The sequence below is a fragment of the Johannesbaptistia floridana genome, assembly GCF_057440575.1.
The window spans coordinates 1-6,513 of sequence record NZ_JALKVM010000366.1; the positions used below are offsets into that span (position 1 = coordinate 1).

Here is a 6,513-nt window from a genome sequence, read left to right on the forward strand (position 1 = left end):
GGCGAATGTTTGAGGGGGACCATCCCTCTGTGGCAAATAGCTTGAACAATTTAGCCGGACTCTACGATAGCCAAGGGAGATACACCAAAGCCGAACGTCTCTACACCCAAGCTTTAGAAATGAAAAGGCGAATGTTTGAGGGGGACCATCCCTCTGTGGCAAATAGCTTGAACAATTTAGCCGGACTCTACGATAGCCAAGGGAGATACACCAAAGCCGAACGTCTCTACACCCAAGCTTTAGAAATGAAAAGGCGAATGTTTGAGGGGGACCATCCCTCTGTGGCAACTAGCTTGAACAATTTAGCTTATCTCTACAAAAGCCAAGGGAGATACAGCGAAGCCGAACCTCTCTTGAACCAAGCTTTAGAGATGACAAGGCGAATGTTTGAGGAGGACCATCCCTCTGTGGCAACTAGCTTGAACAATTTAGCTTATCTCTACAAAAGCCAAGGGAGATACAGCGAAGCCGAACCTCTCTTGAACCAAGCTTTAGAGATGACAAGGCGAATGTTTGAGGGGGACCATCCCGATGTAGCAAATAGCTGGAACAATTTAGCCGGACTCTACGATAGCCAAGGGAGATACAGCGAAGCCGAACCTCTCTACACCCAAGCTTTAGAGATGACAAGGCGAATGTTTAAAGGAGACCATCCCGATGTGGCAACTAGCTTGAACAATTTAGCTTATCTCTACTATAGCCAAGGGAGATACAGCGAAGCTGAACCTCTCTACACCGAAGCTTTAGAGATAACAAGGCGAATGTTTAATGGGGACCATCCCGATGTGGCTACAAGCTTGAACAATTTAGCCGCACTCTACAAAAGCCAAGGGAGATACAGCGAAGCCGAACCTCTCTTGAACCAAGCTTTAGAGATGACAAGGCGAATGTTTAATGGAGACCATCCATACGTGGCAACTAGCTTGAACAATTTAGCTAATCTCTACTATAGCCAAGGGAGATACACCGAAGCTGAACCTCTCTACACCGAAGCTTTAGAGATGAGACAGCGAATGTTTGAGGGGGACCATCCCGATGTGGCACAAAGCTTGAACAATTTAGCCGCACTCTACAAAAGCCAAGGGAGATACAGCGAAGCCGAACCTCTCTACACCCAAGCTTTAGAGATGAGACAGCGAATGTTTAAAGGGGACCATCCCGATGTGGCAGAAAGCTTGAACAATTTAGCTAATCTCTACAAAAGCCAAGGGAGATACAGCGAAGCCGAACCTCTCTACACCCAAGCTTTAGAGATAGCTAAACGAACTTTAGGCATAAATCATCCTACTACCCAAATTATTCGTAACAATCTAGATGACATATTTTAAGTTTATAGTTAAACAATGTGATTTGATGCTGTTATATCAAGTTCGGGTGAATACTTACGATAAAAATAAGGTGAGGTAGGAGGCAGGAGGCAGGAGGCAGGAGGCAGAAGGGAAGGAAGAAGGTATGAAGGTAGAACTTTATCATATAGCAATGACCAAATAGATGTTTACAGTTATCATGAAAAGCCCCCCGAGTTTGCGGGGGGGAAGGGGGGATCTGTAACTATAAATATTGTTAACAGTACAACGCTCATTGCTATAACTAATTAAACGGACATGATATTACGGTGCGTTACACTTCGTTAACGCACCCTACGGTATTTCTAAATTATCCTCATCTTTTTACTAAGATTATTAGCTAAAAATGGCATCAATGCCGGAAAGTATCTCATAATTAGATAAATCCCCTTAGCTTGAGAATCAGGTAATACTTCTGCTTTGTTTTGACGAATTCCTTGGATAACTCTTTTAACTATATCTACTGGATTAGTAGCAATGCTTTCTAAATAATTAATATCACTATTTTTAGCTAGACTACCATATCCTTGGGAACGTAAAATTGGAGTACGACTAAAAAAAGGATAGACTGTAGTTACTTTGATATTGTATGGCTTTAATTCTTCCCTTAACCCTTCTCCAAATCCACGTAAACCAAACTTACTAGCGCTGTAGTGGGCTAAGCCTGCTGTCGCTGATAAACCCGCTACTGAAGATATATTAACTATATGTCCCTGTTGCCGCTGAATCATTTGAGGCGCAAACAGAGAAGATAGTTGCATTGGCGCTAAGAGGTTTACCTGCATCATTTGTTGCCATTTTTCTGGTGGGACTTCGTCCATCCTGCCAAATAGTCCAATCCCGGCATTGTTAATTAATATATCTACTGGGGTATTGAGAGTTTGAACTTTTTCGTAAAGAGATATACATCCCTCAGAAGTAGCTAAGTCAGCGTTAAGGGTGGCAATAATTTTTCCTGTATTAACTTCTTTAGTAATTTTTTCGGCAGTTTCTTCTACTATTTCTGCGGAGCGATCGCTTAAAATTAAATAACTATTAGCTGCTAGTAGTTGTTTTGTAAATTGTTGTCCAAATCCTCCGGCAGCTCCTGTAATTAAAACCACTGCTTGATTTAGTTGACTCATAGCATTATTTTACTCGTATTTTGTGATTAAATGGCGATCTTTATATCTTGCACCAAAACCGCCAAAAAAGCCTAAAGCTTGAGCGTAAAAAGCGTAAAAAGGGCGCAAAACAAGAGCGTAAAAAATAAAAAGGGCGCAAAGCAAGAGCGTAAAAAATAAAAAGGGCGCAAAGCAAGAGCGTAAAAAATAAAAAGGGCGCAAGTATGAGCGCCCCTACTACACCAATAACTTTTGGAAAAGATGCAAAATCTGAGAATCGCTCCCCTATCTCGGATTGAAGCATCTATCTCAAAATTCGTAGTAAACTTTTCCTCGAAGTTCTAAGAAAATAGTATCTATAGAATATTCTAAATTGGCGATCGCTTTTCTCAATTCTACATATTCTTCTTCAAATCCCCAAATTGCCCCATAATCTCGACAATTAATGACTAAAACCTTAGAAGTTGCAAAACAATAAACAACACCATCACTTTTTAATCCACTAGCAAGGATAATTTCTTGTCCCATTTTTGTGGCTTTACGAATTTGTTGGATCAATTTGTTTACTTTAGTTTTCATTTTATATTCCTCTGTAATATGATAGTATCTTATTGACTAAGCCTTTTTTTCTATCTGTCTGTATCATATTTTACAAAAGCCCAAAAAAACGGCGATTTTTATAAAAATTAATATGAATTTTAGTTAAGCCCCTTTGGGCACTCCTAAATCAATCTATTAGTTAACTATCTCAGCTAAAATAGGAGCACTGAGTAGAGTGAAAAAGGCTAGAGACTTATATTTTCGGTTAATAAATTTTGTCAAGTAACTGAATAATGGTTTTGATGGAATCGATTGTGTGAATTTCTATCCCTCTATTTTGATCATTATCAGGAAGTATTTCTTGTTGGAATTTTTGTAGTTGTTGAGAATTAGGACAGTTAGCGCCTCCTCCTAATTGAGTGCAAGCATAGGCGGACCAAATTCTGGCTTTGGCGATCGCCCCTTTAAATTCTTCCCAGGAGAATTTTTTTACATTGTGTAGTTGGGCGACTATTCCTGCTCCGAGGGCATCTCCTGCCCCTGTAGTATCTTTAACTTGAGAAACTGGCAAGGGATGAGCAAAAATTAGTTGTTTTGGTGCTTTTGCATAAATACCAATTAGTCCAAACTTTTCTAATGTAATAATTGTATTTATTTTATCTTTGATGAGAGTTTCAATTATTTCTATTAAGCTTTGACGCTCATTTTGAAACAGGATTTTTAGCTCTACGATATTTAGTTGTAAAATACTAACTTTTTGTAAATACTCACGCCAAAGATTATATCCTAAATAAATTTGACTTTTCCCGGGATTGGCGTAAATTAAAACTTTTTTTTCAAAATAATCGATTAAATACTGAGTACATTTTCCGGCATTTTCAGGATAAAATTGATGATTGTCTGCGTAGATGTCTCCAATCACTAAGGCGCTTATTTGTTGAATAACTAATTTGTTAATATTTTCAATACTTTCTTGAATAAATTCTAAAAATGTCTCTAATCCTTGAGGCTTTTCTGTAAAAATACTTCGGCTTTCTCCATGAAGAATAATTGTTGACATTTGAGTTCTAATTTTTGCCTGAAGAAATTCTGGTGCTGCAATAAACTTGATGATTTTAGAGTTTTTTAAGTTTTTTTGAGTATTTGCTAATAAAATATTTTGTATATTTTTACCTATTTCATCTTTACCTAGAGGAAAAATTGGGAACACTGAATAACCCATATTGACTAATCTAAGAGTATAGTTGACTCCCCCACCTCCAATGAGTTGTTGTGAGGTGACTAGGTGTTTTTGTCCTAACTCAAAATTATCTAATAATTCTAAAATATATTCTCCATTGCTACCCCCAACTACTATGATGTTATTAGTATTTTCCATTGATTTAAATTTTCATAATTAGGAAGATTATAGCATTTATACTATATCTAGTTAGGGCTTGCTGAATAAATCTAAAACTCTGATATGGTATAGGTTTTAGCTGGTTTTATCTTGAAAAAAGTGCAAAGTAGTAGGGGCGCTCTTGCTTGCGCCCATCGCTCATTCAAAGCGCCCGACTAAAAAAAGTTTATTTTTCTCTTAAAATTACTTAAATAGTATAAAATATTTATCTCCTTTTGCATGAGTGCCTAGCCCATAGCGGTATACTTATATGCGATTAGTTATATTCTGTAGGTTGGGCCCAATACTGCGTAGGTTAGGGATTTTGACTTTTCTTTGACGCAAGCAGAGGAGCAGGGAGACCGGAGCAGGGAGAGAGATTTTCGGATTTCTCCCCCGCCCCCTGCTCCGGTGCTCCCTTGCAGTCTCAACAGATAATCTTCAAAACCTACGCAGTATTGGGTTGGGCCCTTGGGAACGAAACCCAACAATCTAACTCTTTGTCTCCGACTGGTGAAAAACGCTATACCAAAAACTAGGGAAAATACATCGTTAAGAAAAATTCAGCACCGCAAAAGGTATGTCCATTTCCTCTGAGGATAGTCCACCATGTTCACCGATATTGGTTTTTTTATACCTACCATCTTTTCCCGCCAGAAAAACACCTTGATTGCCGAAGGGAAGGATTAATAAATTACCGACATTACTAAGGAACTTTTCTGAAGGTTGCTCATGACCAAATAACTCCATTACTTCCTCTATATAAAACACCTGGGCTATTCCTTCAAGCTGTGTGCTTAAAATAGCATGTAGTTTTTCTCGGTATTGATTTTGCACATGCAGAAATAAATCTCGACGAGAACCACAAGGGAAAATAGGAGTACCTGCTTTGGTTGTTTGGAAAAAATTAATAATTTCTGGGATTTCTTGATCCAGATAGATAGTTTCTTCCGGCTTAATCCCAATATGTCCATGATCCGCACTAATTAAGACTGCTACTTCCTCACCTTCAGCTTGACTAAGAGGACTAAAAAATTCAAGCTCTAGTAAAGTAAAAAAGTATTGAAGAGCTTCATTTAGCTCATTAGAATCTGGTCCATAATGATGACTGGTGCTATCAAATAAAGGCGAATAAAATTTGAAAAATGTCTGATTTTTTGACTGCTGACGAGCATTTGAGACTTGTTGATAAAGATTTTTAAGCCCATTTTCCAGAGAATCATAGCCTATCCTGTGAATTTCACCAGTAACGACACGGTTATAACTAGCATCAACAAATTCGTCAGGGTCAAAATAATAAATACTGACGCCACGGTCTAAAAGAGGGCGATAGAAAGGACTAGGTATGAAAATATCTTCAGGTTTGGCTATTTCTCTAGTCACAAGAGTTTCTCGTTTATTGCCTTCCTTCCTATGTATATCCTCAACGGTGGAAAAAAGCAGCGGTGAGATATTAGTATCAAGACTACTCTCATACATTCGCCATTCATAAATACCGGTTTGACTGGGGGGAATACCCATATTGAAGGTATGCACATGAGCCGCAGTAGTAGAAGGAAATAGAGAAGTGATTAAAGATATATTACCTTGCTTTGCCAGACGAAAAACTGCGGGTAACTTCATCTCTAAAGCTCGTTGTAAAAAATTCCAACCAAAAGCATCGAGAAAGAAAAACACCACAGAGGAGTAATTTTTGTTTAACCCTTCTAAAGTATCTAGAGGTAATGTATTCCCTGATTGATTATTTAAGAGGAGATGGGAGATAGTCTGGGGAATTCGGGAGAAACAATAGTCAGAATAGCAAGGTCTACGCCATTCTGGTTGTTGGAAAGTAGAATTTTGAACTGTATTGACGGATTTTTGGTTGATCATGATTGTCTTTAGCTGTTGAGATTGAGATAGTTATACAAAACTTGTACATTAAAATAAATAAAAAGACCCACTTGCAGTGCTATTTTAACTTGAAAGTCATTAAAAAAAACCTGACAAGGTGACATCTACCTCACTTTAACGCTTTATGTCACCCTGTCAGTTTTAATAGTCTTAATTAATTATGTTGGGTTATCTCCCTGCCCAACCTACAAAAGCTGTTTATCTCATATCTTGCACCAGTACTTATGTACTAAATTAACCTCAGAAAAAGTTC

The 6,513-nt window shown here is 38.1% G+C and carries 5 protein-coding genes; 1 reads left to right on the plus strand and 4 read right to left on the minus strand.

Features of this window, described 5'->3' with window-relative positions:
- Positions 1-1,328, plus strand: a 1,328-nt coding sequence (locus MW688_RS20375; RefSeq protein WP_486737846.1) for a tetratricopeptide repeat protein, incomplete at its 5' end; no start/stop codon positions are given.
- A gap of 323 nt (positions 1,329-1,651) precedes the next feature.
- Here MW688_RS20375 and MW688_RS20380 read toward each other — a convergent pair.
- The 4 genes from MW688_RS20380 to MW688_RS20395 all read right to left on the minus strand — a co-directional run bounded on the left by MW688_RS20380 (position 1,652) and on the right by MW688_RS20395 (position 6,239).
- Positions 1,652-2,470 (minus strand): SDR family NAD(P)-dependent oxidoreductase, encoded by an 819-nt coding sequence (locus tag MW688_RS20380; RefSeq protein ID WP_486737847.1) that lies wholly within the window; start codon positions 2,468-2,470, stop codon positions 1,652-1,654.
- A gap of 288 nt (positions 2,471-2,758) precedes the next feature.
- Positions 2,759-3,028, minus strand: coding sequence for a hypothetical protein (locus tag MW688_RS20385; protein ID WP_486737848.1), 270 nt, complete (start codon positions 3,026-3,028; stop codon positions 2,759-2,761).
- A 226-nt stretch (positions 3,029-3,254) separates the two neighbouring features.
- Positions 3,255-4,367, minus strand: a complete 1,113-nt coding sequence (locus tag MW688_RS20390; protein WP_486737849.1) for a carbohydrate kinase family protein — start codon at positions 4,365-4,367, stop codon at positions 3,255-3,257.
- 552 nt (positions 4,368-4,919) lie between these two features.
- Complete coding sequence (locus MW688_RS20395) at positions 4,920-6,239, minus strand: alkaline phosphatase family protein (protein WP_486737850.1); 1,320 nt, start codon at positions 6,237-6,239, stop codon at positions 4,920-4,922.
- Positions 6,240-6,513: the final 274 nt, after the last annotated feature.